The organism is Streptomyces sp. NPDC043861 (assembly GCF_056435905.1).
Genome location: NZ_JBWKDP010000006.1, coordinates 150768 through 166631 on the forward strand (window position 1 = coordinate 150768; position 15864 = coordinate 166631).

General features: G+C 69.5%; 13 protein-coding genes and 1 pseudogene. 6 read left to right on the plus strand and 8 right to left on the minus strand.

From position 1 onward, the window contains the following. Window positions 1–452: pseudogene (locus tag AC068D_RS16430) on the minus strand (hypothetical protein); the annotation flags it as partial. 299 nt (window positions 453–751) lie between these two features. Beyond that, the gene (locus AC068D_RS16435) at window positions 752–2458 is read right to left on the minus strand and encodes a glycerol-3-phosphate dehydrogenase/oxidase (protein WP_478823717.1); all 1707 of its coding nucleotides are present in this window, start codon (window positions 2456–2458) and stop codon (window positions 752–754) included. Between the two features lie 238 nt (window positions 2459–2696). On the opposite strand from AC068D_RS16435, the gene AC068D_RS16440 reads away from it, so the two are divergent. Together AC068D_RS16440 and AC068D_RS16445 are read left to right on the plus strand one after the other, a co-directional pair. Then, window positions 2697–3938: a nucleotide sugar dehydrogenase gene (locus tag AC068D_RS16440; protein WP_478823718.1), complete on the plus strand. Its 1242-nt coding sequence runs from the start codon at window positions 2697–2699 to the stop codon at window positions 3936–3938. A 160-nt stretch (window positions 3939–4098) separates the two neighbouring features. Further along, window positions 4099–4605, plus strand: a complete 507-nt coding sequence (locus tag AC068D_RS16445) for a hypothetical protein (protein WP_478823719.1) — start codon at window positions 4099–4101, stop codon at window positions 4603–4605. A gap of 393 nt (window positions 4606–4998) precedes the next feature. On the opposite strand, the gene AC068D_RS16450 is transcribed toward AC068D_RS16445, so the two are convergent. The 4 genes from AC068D_RS16450 to AC068D_RS16465 form a co-directional block, all read right to left on the minus strand. Continuing rightward, window positions 4999–6126, minus strand: coding sequence for a GuaB3 family IMP dehydrogenase-related protein (locus AC068D_RS16450; RefSeq protein WP_478823720.1), 1128 nt, complete (start codon window positions 6124–6126; stop codon window positions 4999–5001). A 107-nt stretch (window positions 6127–6233) separates the two neighbouring features. Next, complete coding sequence (guaB, locus tag AC068D_RS16455) at window positions 6234–7736, minus strand: IMP dehydrogenase (RefSeq protein WP_478823721.1); 1503 nt, start codon at window positions 7734–7736, stop codon at window positions 6234–6236. Between the two features lie 178 nt (window positions 7737–7914). Beyond that, the gene (locus tag AC068D_RS16460; protein WP_478823722.1) at window positions 7915–8502 is read right to left on the minus strand and encodes a sigma-70 family RNA polymerase sigma factor; all 588 of its coding nucleotides are present in this window, start codon (window positions 8500–8502) and stop codon (window positions 7915–7917) included. Window positions 8503–8837: 335 nt separating this feature from the next. Continuing rightward, on the minus strand, window positions 8838–9449 hold the full coding sequence (locus tag AC068D_RS16465; RefSeq protein WP_003948568.1) for a response regulator transcription factor: 612 nt from the start codon (window positions 9447–9449) through the stop codon (window positions 8838–8840). Between the two features lie 383 nt (window positions 9450–9832). Here AC068D_RS16465 and AC068D_RS16470 point away from each other — a divergent pair, with 383 nt between their 5' ends. Next, on the plus strand, window positions 9833–10159 hold the full coding sequence (locus AC068D_RS16470; RefSeq protein WP_451076822.1) for a WhiB family transcriptional regulator: 327 nt from the start codon (window positions 9833–9835) through the stop codon (window positions 10157–10159). 182 nt (window positions 10160–10341) lie between these two features. Here the strand turns inward: AC068D_RS16470 and AC068D_RS16475 are convergent, their stop codons facing one another. Further along, window positions 10342–11232: a LysR family transcriptional regulator gene (locus tag AC068D_RS16475; protein ID WP_478823723.1), complete on the minus strand. Its 891-nt coding sequence runs from the start codon at window positions 11230–11232 to the stop codon at window positions 10342–10344. Window positions 11233–11312: 80 nt separating this feature from the next. Between AC068D_RS16475 and AC068D_RS16480 the strand changes: the two genes are divergently transcribed. The 3 genes from AC068D_RS16480 to AC068D_RS16490 all read left to right on the plus strand — a co-directional run bounded on the left by AC068D_RS16480 (window position 11313) and on the right by AC068D_RS16490 (window position 14040). Further along, window positions 11313–11984, plus strand: coding sequence for an MOSC domain-containing protein (locus tag AC068D_RS16480; protein WP_478823724.1), 672 nt, complete (start codon window positions 11313–11315; stop codon window positions 11982–11984). A gap of 93 nt (window positions 11985–12077) precedes the next feature. Then, the gene (locus AC068D_RS16485; protein WP_478823725.1) at window positions 12078–12851 is read left to right on the plus strand and encodes an SDR family NAD(P)-dependent oxidoreductase; all 774 of its coding nucleotides are present in this window, start codon (window positions 12078–12080) and stop codon (window positions 12849–12851) included. A 496-nt stretch (window positions 12852–13347) separates the two neighbouring features. Beyond that, the gene (locus AC068D_RS16490) at window positions 13348–14040 is read left to right on the plus strand and encodes an ester cyclase (RefSeq protein ID WP_478823726.1); all 693 of its coding nucleotides are present in this window, start codon (window positions 13348–13350) and stop codon (window positions 14038–14040) included. 142 nt (window positions 14041–14182) lie between these two features. On the opposite strand, the gene groL is transcribed toward AC068D_RS16490, so the two are convergent. After that, on the minus strand, window positions 14183–15805 hold the full coding sequence (groL, locus tag AC068D_RS16495; protein WP_478823727.1) for a chaperonin GroEL: 1623 nt from the start codon (window positions 15803–15805) through the stop codon (window positions 14183–14185). Window positions 15806–15864: the final 59 nt, after the last annotated feature.

Genomic DNA, 15864 nt, shown 5'->3' on the forward strand with positions numbered 1-15864 from the left:
CCCGCCTCGGACTTCGAGTCCTTCACCGCATCACGTTCACCCGAACCCGACTTCGACTCCGCACCCGTGCCCGCCTCGGACTTCGAGTCCTTCACCGCATCACGTTCACCCGAACCCGACTTCGACTCCGCACCCGTGCCCGCCTCGGACTTCGAGTCCTTCACCACGCCACGTTCACCCGAACCCGACTTCGACTCCGCATCCACGCCCGGCTTGGGCTTCGAGTCCTTCACCGCACCCGCGCTCGCGCTGTCGGTACTCGTGTGCGCCTCGGCCGTCTGGCCCGTCTCCGCAGCGGGCTCCGACTCCGCCGCGGAATCCGCGGCTTCCGTCTTGTCCGCATCCGCCGCCGAGCCCCCGTCAGAGCTCTTCGCCGCGGCGCCCTCGACGCTCCGGTCAGTGTCCCGCAGGGGCTCTGGTGTCGTGTCCCGCGACTGCTCCGCCTCCGACATGCGTCCCCTCTGCGATCCCTGATCCTCGCCCGCGCCTGCCGCTTCCGCGCGATGCGGTAACCCGCCCTGGAAGAGCTCCCATTCTCTCTCACTCCAGGACCGGCGACTCTCCCGGGTCCGCCGTGTGTCAGGACAGGCCCGCAGAGGGAGGTTCCTCCTGGGCCGGACGTTCCGGTCGGGCACCCAACCCGTACTGGTCATCGCCCTGTTCGTACGACCGGCCGGACATCGGAGCTCTGGAACCAGCCGCACGAAATGGCGAGTTCCACACCAGCCGACAAGGGGAAGGAGGTGTCTCGTCAGATCGGCACGATGTCGGGCGCGCCCAGGCGCGCCGCGTCCGCCGTCAGGTCGTCCGGCTGACGCTGCGACTCGCGCTCGGCCTCCACCCGCTTCTCGTAGTGCTCGACCTCCTTCTCGATCTGCTTCTTGTCCCAGCCGAGTACCGGCGCCATCAGCTCGGCGCATTCACGGGCGCTGCGGGCCCCCCGGTCGAAGGTCTCGATGGAGATCCGGGTGCGTCGCGTGAGGACGTCGTCGAGATGACGGGCTCCTTCGTGCGAGGCGGCGTAGACGATTTCCGCCCGCAGATAGTCGTCGGCGGCGGACAGCGGCTCACCGAGGCCCGGGTCGGCCTCGATGAGGCTCAGCAGTTCCTCGATCATGGAGCCGTAGCGGTTGAGCAGATGCTCCACCCGGGCGACATGGATACCCGTGCGTGCCGCGATCCTTGCCCGCGAGTTCCACAGTGCTCGGTAGCCCTCGGCCCCCATCAGGGGCACATCCTCCGTGACGCACGCCGCGACTCGCTGGTCCAGTCCATGCACCGCCGCATCCACGGCGTCCTTGGCCATCACCCGGTACGTCGTGTATTTGCCACCGGCGACGACGACGAGCCCGGGCACCGGATGGGCGACCGTGTGCTCGCGGCTGAGCTTGCTCGTCGCCTCCGACTCCCCCGCGAGGAGGGGACGCAGACCTGCGTACACACCCTGGACGTCGTCGCGGCTGAGCGGCACTGCCAGCACGGAGTTGACGTGCTCCAGGAGATAGTCGATGTCGGCGCTCGAAGCCGCCGGATGGGCCTTGTCCAGATCCCAGTCGGTGTCCGTGGTCCCCACGATCCAGTGACGGCCCCAGGGGATGACGAAAAGCACGGACTTCTCGGTGCGCAGGATGAGCCCGGTGGTGGAATGGATCCGGTCCTTGGGCACGACCAGATGGATTCCCTTGGACGCCCTGACATGGAACTGGCCACGCTCGCCTATCAGGGCCTGGGTGTCGTCCGTCCACACCCCCGTGGCGTTGACGATCTGCTTGGCCCGGACTTCGTACTCCCCACCGGCCTCCACGTCCTGGACACGGGCACCCACGACACGCTCGCCCTCACGCAGAAACCCGACCACCCGTGCCCGGCTGGCGACATGTGCGCCATAGCTCGCGGCCGTGCGCACGAGGGTCGCCACATAGCGGGCATCGTCCATCTGGGCGTCGTAGTACTGCAGGGCGCCCACCAGCGCGTCCTTCTTGAGGCAGGGCGCAACCCGCAGGGCGTGCCGCCGCGAGAGGTGACGGTGGACGGGCAGTCCGCGGCCGTGGCCCGAGGACACCGACATCGCGTCGTACAGCGCCACACCCGATCCGGCGTACAGCCGCTCCCAGCCCTTGTGCTTCAACGGGTAGAGGAAGGGCACGGGACGCACCAGATGGGGGGCCAGCCGCTCCAGCAGCAGTCCGCGCTCCTTGAGGGCCTCCCGGACCAGCACGAAGTCCAGCATTTCCAGATAGCGCAGCCCGCCGTGGATGAGCTTGCTCGATCTGCTCGAGGTGCCCGAGGCCCAGTCCCGGGCTTCGACCAGGCCGGTCGAAAGTCCGCGTGTCGCGGCGTCCAGCGCGGTTCCCGCGCCGACCACGCCGGCGCCGACCACCAGCACATCCAGCTCGCGCTCCGCCATCTCGGCAAGTGCCTCGGCACGCTGGGTCGGTCCCAGTGTCGCTGTCCTCACGGCTGCCTCCCGTCGCCCCCGTTGGTCGGACCCACAACCTTGATTCTGTCCGCACTCCCCCACTTCAGCCACCGCCTGTGGACAACACTCGGACAGCCAGAACCTCGCAATGCCATATTTCGGTCATATTTACGCCTAGTCTGACATTGCGCACCGCTCCTCCTGCCCACAGGACTTGCGGGATGCATCCCCTTCGGCTACAGGGAGTTCCGGCTACCGGGAAGGACTGCTCACCGCCATGCCCGCAGATCTCGCCGTCATCGGACTCGGTCATCTCGGACTGCCACTCGCCCAGGCCGCCGTAGCCTCCGGCATCGAGACGATCGGCTACGACACGGACCCGCGCCCCGTAGCCGAACTCGCCGCCGGGCGCCCGCCGGTCGAGGGCTCGCTCAGCGCCTCCGAAATCCGCCGGATGCTGTCAGGCGGTTTCCGGCCGACGACCGACCCGTCCGAGCTCGGCCGTGTCCGCACCGCCGTCATCTGCGCCCCCACCCCGCTCGGCGCCGACCGCACACTCGACCTGACCGCCGTCGGCGACGCAGCCCGCGCCCTGGCCGCCCGGCTGCGCCCGCGCACCACCGTCGTGCTGGAATCCGCGGTCACGCCGGGAACCACGGAGAACTGTCTGCTGCCCGTCCTCGAGGAAGGATCGGGACTGCGCGCAGGCCAGGACTTCGCGCTCGCGTACTCGCCCAGCCGGCTCGACCCCGGCAGCCGCACCCATGGCTGCGCGAACACCCCGAAGGTGATCGGTGGCCTCACCCCCGCCTGCACCGAAGCCGCCGCGGCCTTCTACGGACGGGTCACGGACAAGGTGGTCCGGGCGCGGGGACCGCGCGAGGCCGAGACCGTGAAGCTGCTCGAAACCAACTTCCGGCACGTCAACATCGCCCTCGTCAATGAGATGGCGGCCCTCTGCCACGACCTCGGCGTCGACCTCTGGGACGTCATCCGCTGCGCCGAGACCAAGCCGTTCGGCTTCCAGGCCTTCCGCCCGGGCCCCGGCGTCGGCGGCCACGGCGTCCCCGTCGACACGGTCGGCGCACACCGGCCGCTGCGGCTGGTCGAGCTGGCGGGCCAGATCAACGAGCGCATGCCGCAGTACGTCATCCAGCGCTGCGCGACCCTCCTCAACGAGCACGGCAAGTCCGCGCGGGGGGCCCGCGTCCTGCTTCTCGGCATCACCTACAAGCCGGACCTCGCCGACCTCGAGGGCTCTCCCGCACCCGAGATCGCCGAGCGGCTGATGGAGCTGGGGGCGTCGGTCAGCTACCACGACCCGTACGTGCCCGACTGGCGCGTCCGGGACCGTCCCGTGCCGCGCGCGGACTCCCTCTACGAGGCCGCGGCCAATGCCGACCTGACGGTTCTGCTCCAGCACCATCACACCTACGACCTGCAGGGACTTGCGGTGAAGGCTCAGCTGCTGCTGGACACGAGAGGAGCGTCTCCAGCAGGCGCGGCCCACCGTCTGTGACGCCCGCCCGGCCGGGAAGCCCACCCGCGGGGAGGCGCATCCCCTGGCCGTGCGAGCCCGGTCTGCAATGCAGATGTGCGCCGTCGGACCGGAGTGCTAGGGTCCAGCGCCACTTGTCGCACACTCGTGCGCTTCCACGTCCCATGGGGGGATCTTCAGCATGTCCCAGTCCGTTCCACCGTCCGGCAACCCGTTCGCCGAGGGCGCCGCACCCGCCGACGGTTCCGCCCCGGCCCAGGCTCCGCTTCCGGCGCCCGCTCCGGCCCGCAACAATGTCGCCCTCGGCCTGGTGGCCGCCCTCGTCGCCGCGCTCGTCGCGGGCGGCGTGTACGGCGGTGTCGCCGGCGGGATCGAGCGGGAGATCGGCTGGGCCGCCATCGGCGTCGGCTTCCTGACCGGCTTCGCGGCGGCCAAGCTCGGCGGGCGCAACCCGGTCCTGCCCGTCGCGAGCGCAGTGTTCTCCCTGGGCGCGGTCTACCTCGGCCAGCTCGTCGCCATCGCGATCATCGCGGCCAAGGAGCTGGACGTCTCCGCGACCGAGATGTTCCTCGACCACTTCGGTCTGCTGACGGATGCCTGGAACGCAGGCAAGGACTTCATGACCTTCGTCTTCTTCGCGCTGGCCGCCGTCGCGGCATTCGGTGGTGCCAAGAAGGGCGCGGAGTAGGTCCCGGCTCCTGGGGGGGGTCCGGCGCCGGTCGCCGGGGTGCCCGCGGACTCGGCGAGCCGTGCGGCCCGCAGATTCCGCCGGCTGTCGAGCCCTGCTCACAGGGACGACCGGTTTCGCACCGCGCCCGCTCCCGCTCGGGCGCTCCTGCTCCTGCTCCTGCTCCTGCTCCTGCTTCGTGACACCGGACGACAGGCCGGTGTCACGACAGGCAGGCCGACGCAGCCGCAGCCGGGCCTGCGGCAGGGCGCGATCGGGACCGGTGCACGTACACAACAGGCTGTCCTCGGCTCCGGCTCGCCCGCACCTCCGGCGACCTGGCCGACGGACACCCGCACGAGGGGCCCGGCACCACCACGGTGCCGGGCCCCTCGTGCGCAGGAGCAATGCGCGTCAGCGCTTGTGCTGCGAGTCCGCGACCGTCACCTCGACGCGCTGGAACTCCTTGAGCTCGCTGTAGCCCGTCGTCGCCATGGCCCGCTTCAGGGCACCGAAGAAGTTCATCGAACCGTCCGGGGTGTGCGAAGGGCCGGTGAGGATCTCCTCCGTCGTGCCGACGATGCCCAGGTCGACGAGCTTGCCGCGCGGAACGTCCTCGTGGACGGCCTCCATGCCCCAGTGGTGGCCGCGACCGGGCGCATCCGTCGCGCGGGCGAGCGGGGAACCCATCATCACGGCGTCCGCACCGCAGGCGACGGCCTTCGGGAGGTCGCCGGACCAGCCGACGCCGCCGTCGGCGATGACGTGGACGTAACGACCGCCGGACTCGTCCATGTAGTCGCGGCGGGCCGCCGCCACATCCGCCACCGCCGTCGCCATCGGCACCTGGATGCCCAGGACGTTACGGGTGGTGTGCGCCGCGCCGCCCCCGAAGCCGACCAGCACGCCCGCAGCGCCCGTGCGCATCAGATGCAGGGCTGCGGTGTACGTGGCGCAGCCGCCGACGATGACCGGGACGTCGAGCTCGTAGATGAACTGCTTCAGGTTGAGCGGCTCGGCGGCACCCGACACATGCTCGGCCGACACGGTCGTGCCACGGATGACGAAGATGTCCACGCCGGCGTCGACGACGGCCTTCGAGAACTGGGCTGTGCGCTGCGGCGACAGCGCTGCGGCGGTGACGACTCCGGAGTCGCGCACCTCCTTGAGGCGCTGCCCGATCAGCTCTTCCTTGATCGGGGCCGCGTAGATCTCCTGCAGGCGGCGGGTCGCCGCGCCCTCGTCCAGCTCGTCGGCGATCTCGTCGAGCAGGGGCTGCGGGTCCTCGTACCGGGTCCAGAGCCCCTCGAGGTTCAGCACACCCAGGCCGCCGAGCTCACCGATGCGGATCGCGGTCTGCGGAGACACCACGGAGTCCATCGGGGCGGCCAGGAACGGCAGCTCGAACCGGTAGGCGTCGATCTGCCACGCGATCGAGACCTCCTTCGGGTCCCGGGTGCGCCGGCTCGGGACGACGGCGATGTCGTCGAAGGCGTACGCCCTGCGGCCGCGCTTGCCGCGCCCGATCTCGATCTCAGTCACGATGTGTGGCCTTTCCCTTTACGTCTGCGCCTACCAGTATCCCCGACACATGGGAGGGGGCGGTCCCGGGAATCCCCGGAACCGCCCCTCGCAAAACACGCGTGCGGCTACTTCCTGCTGTAGTTCGGCGCCTCGACCGTCATCTGGATGTCGTGCGGGTGGCTCTCCTTGAGGCCCGCGGACGTGATCCGTACGAACCTGCCGCGGTCCTGCAGCTCCGGCACCGTCCGGCCGCCGACGTAGAACATCGACTGGCGCAGACCGCCGACCAGCTGGTGAACGACCGCGGAGAGTGGACCACGGTAAGGAACCTGGCCCTCGATGCCCTCGGGCACGAGCTTCTCGTCGGAGGCGACGCCCTCCTGGAAGTAGCGGTCCTTGGAGAAGGACCGCTGCTCGCCACGCGACTGCATCGCGCCGAGCGAGCCCATGCCCCGGTACGACTTGAACTGCTTGCCGTTGATGAAGAGCAGCTCGCCCGGCGACTCCTCGCAGCCCGCGAGCAGCGAACCGAGCATCACCGTGTCGGCGCCTGCGACCAGGGCCTTCGCGATGTCGCCGCTGTACTGCAGACCGCCGTCGCCGATGACCGGGACCCCGGCCGCCTTCGCCGCGAGGGCTGCCTCGTAGATCGCGGTGACCTGCGGCACGCCGATGCCTGCGACGACACGCGTCGTACAGATCGAGCCCGGGCCGACACCGACCTTGATGCCGTCGACACCGGAGTCGATGAGCGCCTGGGCGCCGTCGCGGGTGGCGATGTTGCCGCCGATGACATCGACGGACGCGTTCGACTTGATCTTGGCGACCATGTCGCCGACCAGCTTGGAGTGGCCGTGGGCGGTGTCGACGACGATGAAGTCGACACCGGCCTCGATCAGGGCCTGGGCACGCTCGAAGGCGTCGCCCGCCACACCGACGGCGGCGCCGACGAGCAGCCGGCCTTCCTTGTCCTTCGCCGCGTTCGGGTACTTCTCCGCCTTGACGAAGTCCTTGACCGTGATGAGGCCCTTGAGAATGCCCTGGTCGTCGACGAGGGGAAGCTTCTCGATCTTGTGGCGGCGCAGCAGCTGCATCGCGTCCACACCCGAGATGCCGACCTTGCCGGTGACCAGCGGCATCGGGGTCATGACCTCGCGCACCTGACGGCTGCGGTCCGACTCGAAGGCCATGTCACGGTTGGTGACGATGCCGAGGAGCTTGCCCGCGGCGTCGGTGACGGGGACACCGCTGATCCGGAACTTGGCACAGATCGCGTCGGCTTCACCGAGCGTCGCGTCGGGGTGCACCGTGATCGGAGCGGTGACCATGCCGGACTCGGAGCGCTTCACCAGGTCGACCTGATTGGCCTGGTCGGCGATGGAGAGATTGCGGTGCAGCACGCCGACGCCGCCCTGGCGGGCCATCGCAATGGCCATCCGGGACTCGGTGACCTTGTCCATGGCGGCGGACAGCAGCGGGATGTTGACCCGGACGTTCCTCGAGATGAACGAAGAGGTGTCGATCTGGTCGGGCGCCATGTCCGACGCGCCGGGCAGCAGCAGCACGTCGTCGTAGGTCAGCCCGAGTGTCGCGAATTTCTCGGGCACTCCGTCGACGTTGGCAGTCATGACACCTTCCCCAGATGGCCTTGATCGGTGCGGATGTCCATGCTAACGGGATCCGCGGGTGTCTCATTCCACGATCAAGATCGCTCAATGGCTTTGTGCGTTCGTACGTGTGCGAGGGGCGCCCTGTTCAGCACCCGGCGCGGTCCGTGCCCGGAGCCCTGCCCGGCGCCCGGCGCGGTCACTGTTCGGCCAGCGCACGCAGCCTGATCAGTGCCCGGTGCTGGGCCACCCGGACCGCACCGGGGGACATCCCGAGCATCTGGCCGGTCTCCTCGGCGGTCAGCCCCACGGCGACCCGCAGCACCAGCAGCTCCCGCTGGTTCTCGGGGAGATTGGCCAGAAGTTTCTTGGCCCACTCGGCGTCGTCGCTGAGCAGTGCGCGCTCCTCGGGACCGAGCGAGTCGTCCGGCCGCTCCGGCATCTCGTCGGAGGGAACGGCCGTCGAGCCGGGGTGCCGCATGGCGGCCCGCTGCAGATCGGCGACCTTGTGCGCGGCGATGGCGAAGACGAACGCCTCGAAGGGGCGTCCCGTGTCCTTGTAGCGCGGCAGCGCCATGAGGACGGCGACGCAGACTTCCTGCGCCAGGTCCTCGACGAAGTGACGAGCATCACCGGGCAACCGGTTCAGCCGGGTGCGGCAATAGCGCAGGGCGAGCGGATGCACATGCGCCAGCAGATCGTGCGTGGCCTGTTCATCGCCGTCGACGGCACGGAGAACGAGTGCACCGATCACCCCGCGGGCATTCACCGCCTCGTCGTTGCGCATCGGTCCATGGTGCCTTGACTGCCGCTGGTCCGTGGCACCGCGTCCGTAGTTGTGCACCGAAGCGTTATGAGCAGGTGCGGCGGAAGTCATCTCCTGCGCCCTCCCCTTGCGCTCGACCGACTTGTCCCCGAGGAACTCCACATCTCAAGGATGCGGCATCGCGCGGGAAACGTGTGCCCGCGGGTTGCCGTGGCCCCGCCCACCGGTCGGCGGGCGGGGACGGCCATGCGCTCGGCACCGCGTCGGCCGCGCCCCCTGCGCGGGGGACGCTCACGCTTCCGCGGGTCGCTTCCGGGGCAGCCACCCGGTGCGGTCCCGGCCTGGCCAGGCACCGTTCAGCGCACCAGGCCCCAGCGGAATCCGAGCGCGACAGCGTGCGCCCGGTCCGATGCACCCAGCTTTTTGAACAGCCGCCTGGCGTGCGTCTTCACCGTGTCCTCGGAGAGGAACAGCTCACGCCCGATCTCGGCGTTGGACCTGCCGTGGCTCATGCCCTCCAGCACCTGGATCTCACGTGCGGTGAGCGTGGGGGCCGCGCCCATCTCGGCCGAACGCAGCCGACGCGGGGCGAGCCGCCAGGTCGGGTCGGCGAGCGCCTGGGTCACGGTGGCCCGCAGCTCGGCGCGCGAGGCGTCCTTGTGCAGGTATCCGCGCGCCCCGGCGGCCACCGCGAGCGCCACACCGTCCAGGTCCTCGGCGACGGTGAGCATGATGATCCGGGCGCCGGGGTCGGCGGAGAGCAACCTTCGGACCGTCTCGACGCCGCCCAGTCCGGGCATGCGTACGTCCATCAGAATCAGGTCCGAGCGGTCGGCGCCCCAGCGGCGGAGGACTTCCTCGCCGTTGGCCGCGGTCGTCACGCGCTCTACGCCGGGCACGGTTGCGACCGCGCGGCGGAGCGCCTCTCGGGCGAGCGGGGAGTCGTCGCAGACGAGGACGGATGTCATGGCCGCCCTCCGCAGCTGATGCGCGTCACCTTGAGCCTCCAGGCTGGTTACGTATCGTCACCTGTGCGGTTGACGCTCCAGGACACCTGCCCGAGCGCTTGTTCTCTCAACCGCCTCCGCACTCTCAACGACGGTCACTCGAAAGAGTTACGGGTCCCACGGGCACCTTCGGCACTCTACGTGAGGGTCCACATACGGAAGAGAGCAACACGACTCAACGACGCGTCACATGGACGCTAATGCCCCATTTAGCGGCTTTTCTTCCCTTTTGCTGGTGTCTGTGGCTAGATTCGCAATGAGTCATATTTACATCTACTTACACCGTAGATGTACGGTCAGAGCTTCAGGCATCCACTCAGCACGGCTACAAGGGGACATGCGCTATGGCAGATTTCTCCCGCCTTCCCGGACCGAACGCCGATCTGTGGGACTGGCAGCTGCTCGCGGCGTGCCGTGGAGTAGACAGCTCGCTCTTCTTCCACCCCGAGGGGGAGCGCGGCGCGGCAAGGAGTGCGCGCGAGAACTCAGCGAAAGAGGTCTGCATGAGGTGCCCGGTACGCGCGGAGTGCGCGGCGCACGCACTGGCAGTGCGGGAGCCCTACGGGGTGTGGGGCGGACTGACGGAGGACGAGCGTGAGGAACTGATGGGGCGGGCACGGAACCGGTTGATCCCGGCGTCCAGCACAGGTGGTGTCACCGGCCACGGCTGACCCGCCGCCGAAAACTTCGGAAGAAACGTTCCTGCGCCGCCCCTTCCGGCCACGGCGGGGCCGCTGAGGTGTGCCCTCGTCGCTCCGGCGCGGGGTGCGTTCACATCGAGGCGACGTACGCCGTCGCGCACCACGGCACGGTGCCGGGCGGCCGTGGCGTCGTCAGCGGGCCATTGGTGCCGTCAGCGGGCCGCGGCGAGAGCCAGCCGGTCCAGGGTGGCCGCGACCGCCGGGACCTGGGCCAGATCAGGGAGCGTCAGGGCGACGATCTCACGATGCACGGCCGGCTCGACGGTGACCGAACGCGCGTTCTTGGGCAGCACCGACTCCAGCGCCAGTTCCGGCAGTACGGCCACGCCCAGACCCGCGCCGACGAGTCCGACCACGGCCGGGTAGTCGTCCGTGGCGAAATCGATCCTGGGGGTGAAGCCGGCTTCCTCGCAGACCGCCACGAGCTGGCGGCGGCAGCGCGGGCAGCCCGCGATCCAGGGCTCATCGGCCAGATCCACCATGGAGACCGCTCCTGCGCCGGCGAGCGGATGCCCCTCGGGCACCAGACCGACGAGCCTGTCGCTCAGCAGCGGCCGGACGACCAGGCCCTCCCACTCCTCCCCTGCCGGGCCGTAGCGGAAGGCAAGCGCCACATCGCAGTCGCCCTCGCGCAGCATCTCCACCGAGCGCGGCGGTTCGGCCTCCACCAGCGAGACACGTGTGCCGGGGTGCGCCGCGCGCAGAGCGGCGAGCGCGACGGGCACCAGGGTGGAACTGCCGCTGGAGAACGACACCAGACGCACCCTGCCCGCGCGCAGCCCGGCGATGGCGGCGACCTCCTCCTCGGCGGCGGTCAGCCCGGCGAGGATTCCTGCGGCATGGCGCACGAGGGCCTCGCCTGCCTGGGTGAGTCGCATCTCCCGGCCGGTCCGGATCAACAACGGTGTGCCGACGGAGGTTTCGAGCGCCTTCATCTGCTGGCTGACGGCCGGCTGGGTGCAGCCCAGCTCCCGCGCCGCCGCGGAGAAGGAACCGGTGGCGGCGACGGCACGCAGGACACGGAGATGACGAGCCTCGATCACCTCTTGAGCATAAGGTGCGCTTGGGGTACGAGCACAGTACTCAATGGATGCTTTGAGGGAATTGGGCTAGCGTCCTCGTCATGAAGCTCCTGTCTGTCAATGCGGGCCGGCCCAGAAAAGTCGAGTACACCGATACCGCCGACGGTCTCACCGGCGTGGACAAGCGCCCCGTGGACGGTCCCGTACGGGTCTTCGCTCCCGGCCCCAAGGGTGTCGGCGCCAGCGGTGTCGAGGGGGACACGATCGGCAATCTGCGCTTCCACGGAGGCGACGACCGGGCCGTGACCGCGTTCGCGCGCGAGGACCTCGACGCGTGGGAACGGAAACTCGGGCGGACGCTCGCCGACGGCGCCTTCGGCGAGAACCTCACCACCACCGGACTCGATGTGAACGGGGCACTCATCGGCGAGCGCTGGCGCATCGGCTCGGGTGTGGTCCTCGAGGTCACCGGAGGCCGCATCCCGTGCCGGACGTTCCAGGGGCACGTGGGCGAGAAGGGTTGGGTCAGGCGGTTCACCCGGGAAGCGGCACCGGGAGCGCTGCTACGCGTCGTCGAACCCGGCACGATCCGGGCCGGAGACCCGGTCCGGGTCGTGCACCGGCCGGACCACGACATCACCGTCACGCTGCTGTTCCGGGCCGCGACGCTGGAGCGGCATCTGCTGCCGCGCACCCTGGTGGCCGCCGAATGGATGGAGTCCGAGCTGCTGAGGACGGCACGGTCCTACGTCGCCGGGCACGGCTCCCGCTAGGACGGCGGACCGGGAGGGTTCGTGCGGCGACCGCACGCCGAAGGGCATGGGGCACGACGTGCAACCTGTCCGCGGGGCACTAACGTGCCGACCATGACGACAGCACTGATTACGGGCGCGACCGCGGGCATCGGTGCCGCGTTCGCCCGGCGGCTCGCGGCGGACGGACACGATCTGGTCCTGGTGGCGCGCGACATCAAGCGCCTTCAGGAGCAGGCCACCGAGCTCCACGACAGGCACGGCATCGAGGCCGAGGCACTGGCCGCCGATCTGGCGGAGGAGGCCGGGATCCGCTCGGTCGAGGCACGGTTCGCCGATCGAAGGCGCCCCGTGGATCTGCTGGTGAACAACGCCGGTTTCGGCAACAAGGGCCGGTACCTCGAGGTGTCCATGGCCGATGAGCTGCGGATGCTGAAGGTGCACTGCGAGGCGGTGCTGCGGCTGACGTCCGCGGCGGCGGAGCCGATGCGGCAGCGGGGCAGGGGCGGAGTGGTGAACGTCGCCTCGGTGGCCGCGTTCGTCCCGCGCGGGACGTACGGCGCGTCCAAGGCCTGGGTCGTGCAGTTCACCCAGGGTGCCGCCCGCGATCTGGCGGGGACGGGGGTGCGGTTGATGGCACTGTGCCCCGGGTTCGTACGGACGGAGTTCCACCAGCGGGCCGGGATGGGGACGGACAACATCCCGGGCTGGATGTGGCTGGACGCAGACAAACTGGTGTCGACGGCGCTGGCGGACCTCTCGCGCGGGAAGTCCCTGTCCATCCCGGATCCGCGGTACAAGGCGCTGATGGGCGTGGTGAAGCTGGCGCCGAGGGGCCTGCTGGGCGGCTTCAGTTCGCGGGCAGGCCGCAAGTACGGGCCGAAGTAGTCCGCCCCGGAGCAGTACGGCCGCCCTGCTCGTCCCGCCCGTTCCGGCCCGTCGCGGCACCGGTACGGTCGGGTGCCGGTCGATCCCGGTGGCCTCATCTGCCGTACGGGGAGCGCGACTTTCCCGCCGGCCGCACTGATGCCCGTACGGCGCGGCGCCGATGACGCATCGCGCGATTCAGCCGTCGACGCGGCACCGCTTCGAGGCGGTGTCCGGTCGACCGGATGCCGGGCCGGAAGTGACCGAGCCCGAAGTCCCGCCGCCGGACGCCCCGTTGTACGGCCTGCCCGATGGGCCGCCCCGCATGTGGTGGGCTCGCCTGCGGTGGCGGGCTGCACCGGAGGCCGGTCCGGCGCCGGACGAGGCGGGGCGGTTCGCGAGGGGGCTGCCGTTCGCCGATCCCGTACGGCCGGAGTCGCCGCATCTCTCCAGACAACCGGCGAACCCTAGCATTTTCACTAAAATGGGCGTATCCCACCCACTCCGGGGAGACGCCATGACATTCGTACAACTGATCGACTGTAAGACGAATCGCGTGGACGAGCTCAACCAGCTCATGGACACCTGGGTCGAACAGACCAAGGGGAAGCGCACCGCCACCCACAGCCTGATGGCCATGGACCGGTCGGACGCGACGCATGTCATAGAGATCGTCGAGTTCCCCTCGTACGAAGAGGCGATGAAGAACTCGCACCTGCCCGAGACCGACCGGATCTTCCAGGAGATGGTGGCGCTGTGCGACGGCATGCCGACGTTCACCGACCTGGACGTGGTCCGGGACGAGCAGCTGAACAAGGACGCGAGCCGCCGTTTCTTCGTGGACGCCGCCGCCGGCAACCCTGAGATCCTCCGCGAACTGCTCGCCGACGACTACCTCGACCACGACCCGTCCAACCCGGACGACCTCACCGGGATCGAAGCGCTGATGCACGAGGTCGGTGTGTGGCGCAGTGGCTTCGACTTCACCTTCACCCTCGAGGACCAGATCGCCGAAGGCGACCGGGTCACCACCCGCTGGACCTGGAACGGCCTGCACAAGGGCGAGTTCATGGGGCTCGAACCGAGCGGCAAGCGGTGCACCATGACGGGTACGACCACGCAGCGGTTCCGCGACGGCCTGATCTGCGAGAGCTGGTGGCAGTACGACAGGCTCGGCCTGATGGGCCAGCTCGGCGTGCTCGAGATGTAGAGATCGCCACGCACCCGCGCGTCAGGAGGCGGGCAGCCCGACACGGCACGGGGAAGGGCCCCTGTTCCCTCTCCGGGAACGGGGGCCCTTCCGTGCACGCGGCTCAGCGGGTGTACGCGCCGCCGAGCGGGAGTGCGTCCGCTCAGTGGGAGTGGCCGTGGCCGTGGCCCGCCTCCGCCGGCTCCTCTTCCTTCTTCTCCACCACGAGGGTCTCGGTGGTGAGCAGCAGGGAGGCGATCGACGCGGCGTTCTCCAGCGCGGAGCGCGTGACCTTGACCGGGTCGATGACGCCGGCCTTCACCAGGTCGCCGTACTCACCGGTCGCGGCGTTGAAGCCGTTGCCCTTCTCCAGCTCCGCCACCTTGGCGGTGATGACGTAGCCCTCGAGGCCGGCGTTCTCGGCGATCCAGCGCAGCGGCTCGACGGCGGCGCGGCGGACGACCGCGACACCGGTGGCCTCGTCGCCCTCCTTGCCGAGGTTGCCGTCCAGCACCTTCACGGCGTGGACGAGCGCGGAGCCACCACCGGAGACGATGCCCTCCTCGACCGCGGCGCGGGTCGCGGAGATGGCGTCCTCCAGACGGTGCTTCTTCTCCTTCAGCTCCACCTCGGTGGCTGCGCCGACCTTGATCACACACACGCCGCCGGCCAGCTTCGCAAGACGCTCCTGGAGCTTCTCGCGGTCCCAGTCGGAGTCCGTGGACTCGATCTCGGCCTTGATCTGGTTGACGCGACCGACGACGTCCTCGTGGCTGCCGCCACCGTCGACGATGGTGGTGTCGTCCTTGGAGACGGTCACGCGGCGGGCGCTGCCCAGCACGTCCAGACCGGCCTGGTCGAGCTTGAGGCCGACCTCCTCGGCGATGACGGTGGCACCGGTGAGGGTGGCCATGTCCTGCAGCATCGCCTTGCGGCGGTCACCGAAACCGGGGGCCTTGACCGCGACCGCGTTGAAGGTGCCGCGGATCTTGTTCACGACGAGGGTCGAGAGGGCCTCGCCCTCGACGTCCTCGGCGATGATCAGCAGCGGCTTGGAGCTGCCGGCCTGGATGACCTTCTCCAGCAGCGGCAGCAGGTCCTGGATCGAGGAGATCTTGCCCTGGTTGATCAGGATGTACGGGTCGTCGAGGACGGCCTCCATACGCTCCTGGTCGGTCACCATGTACGGCGACAGGTAGCCCTTGTCGAAGGCCATGCCCTCGGTGAAGTCCAGCTCCAGACCGAAGGTGTTGGACTCCTCGACGGTGATGACACCGTCCTTGCCGACCTTGTCCATCGCCTCGGCGATGAGCTCGCCGACCTGCTGGTCCTGGGCGGACAGCGCGGCGACGGCCGCGATGTCGGACTTCTCCTCGATCGGACGCGCGGTGGCGATCAGCTCGTCGGAGACGGCCTTGACCGCGGCGTCGATGCCCTTCTTCAGGGCGGCCGGGGAGGCACCGGCGGCGACGTTGCGCAGACCCTCGCGGACCAGGGCCTGGGCGAGCACGGTGGCGGTGGTGGTGCCGTCACCTGCGATGTCGTTGGTCTTGGTCGCCACCTCCTTCACCAGCTGGGCACCGAGGTTCTCGTACGGGTCCTCGATCTCGACCTCGCGGGCGATCGTGACACCGTCGTTGGTGATGGTGGGGGCGCCGAACTTCTTGTCGATCACGACGTTGCGGCCCTTGGGGCCGATCGTCACCTTGACCGTGTCGGCGAGCTTGTTGACGCCGCGCTCAAGGGCGCGACGGGCGTCCTCGTCGAACTTCAGGATCTTCGCCATGGAGCTTCTCAAGTCCTCTCAAAACGAACCGCGCCCCGGGCCACCCGGCTTCTTACGAC

Bases quoted from the DNA above. Each gene is read 5' to 3' on its own strand.
- AC068D_RS16440 (WP_478823718.1), top strand. From the start codon at position 2,697: ATGCCCGCAGATCTCGCCGTCATCGGACTCGGTCATCTCGGACTGCCA.
- guaB (WP_478823721.1), bottom strand. From the start codon at position 7,736: ATGACTGCCAACGTCGACGGAGTGCCCGAGAAATTCGCGACACTCGGG.
- AC068D_RS16465 (WP_003948568.1), bottom strand. From the start codon at position 9,449: ATGACATCCGTCCTCGTCTGCGACGACTCCCCGCTCGCCCGAGAGGCG.
- AC068D_RS16480 (WP_478823724.1), top strand. From the start codon at position 11,313: ATGAAGCTCCTGTCTGTCAATGCGGGCCGGCCCAGAAAAGTCGAGTAC.
- AC068D_RS16445 (WP_478823719.1), top strand. From the start codon at position 4,099: ATGTCCCAGTCCGTTCCACCGTCCGGCAACCCGTTCGCCGAGGGCGCC.
- groL (WP_478823727.1), bottom strand. From the start codon at position 15,805: ATGGCGAAGATCCTGAAGTTCGACGAGGACGCCCGTCGCGCCCTTGAG.
- AC068D_RS16490 (WP_478823726.1), top strand. From the start codon at position 13,348: ATGACATTCGTACAACTGATCGACTGTAAGACGAATCGCGTGGACGAG.
- AC068D_RS16485 (WP_478823725.1), top strand. From the start codon at position 12,078: ATGACGACAGCACTGATTACGGGCGCGACCGCGGGCATCGGTGCCGCG.
- AC068D_RS16470 (WP_451076822.1), top strand. From the start codon at position 9,833: ATGGCAGATTTCTCCCGCCTTCCCGGACCGAACGCCGATCTGTGGGAC.
- AC068D_RS16460 (WP_478823722.1), bottom strand. From the start codon at position 8,502: ATGCGCAACGACGAGGCGGTGAATGCCCGCGGGGTGATCGGTGCACTC.